This is a genomic window from Bacillus sp. SM2101 (genome assembly GCF_018588585.1).
GTDB lineage: Bacteria > Bacillota > Bacilli > Bacillales > SM2101 > Nanhaiella > Nanhaiella sioensis.
Map to the genome: position 1 here is coordinate 1 of NZ_JAEUFG010000140.1, position 551 is coordinate 551.

Below are 551 nucleotides of genomic sequence, written 5' to 3' on the forward strand. Positions count from 1 at the left end.
GTCTTTTCTGGACGCAAAATTGAAGCCCTATTAAAAGACAGTATTCGTATGATGTGGCTAGCTCAAGGATATGAACCAAGCTACCGCACAATCAATCGATTCCGTGTTCAACCAGAAGTCAAAGAATTAATTCGAGAATGCTTTGTCCAATTCCGTTGCCAATTGATTGAAGAAAAACTTATTGATCAAGAAGCGATTTTTATTGATGGTACAAAGATTGAAGCAAATGCGAATAAATTTACGTTCGTATGGAAGAAATCCATTGAGAACTATCATAAGAGTTTAATTGAAAAGTCAAACCAATTGTACAATGAGTTACTTAAAAATGAAATCATACCTGAAATTGAACGTGAATCGGCTGAGCAATTATCATTGGAAGAGCTCGCTCAATTGGTTCCAAAAATAGACGATGTCGTAACTGAGTATGATAAACAAATTGAAGATACGTCAGACGTTTCAGAACGAAAAGCCTTTAGAAGTGAACGTAAGTATCCAAAACAAATTCGAAAGCAATTGATTGATTTCGTCTCACGTAAACAGAAATATCAACA

1 protein-coding gene is annotated in these 551 nt (G+C 35.0%); it reads left to right on the forward strand.

The genetic code is table 11. The annotated features are described in order from the left end of the window. Positions 1–551 (forward strand): transposase (locus tag JM172_RS24630; RefSeq protein WP_352224179.1); only part of this gene is annotated, 551 nt, incomplete at both ends.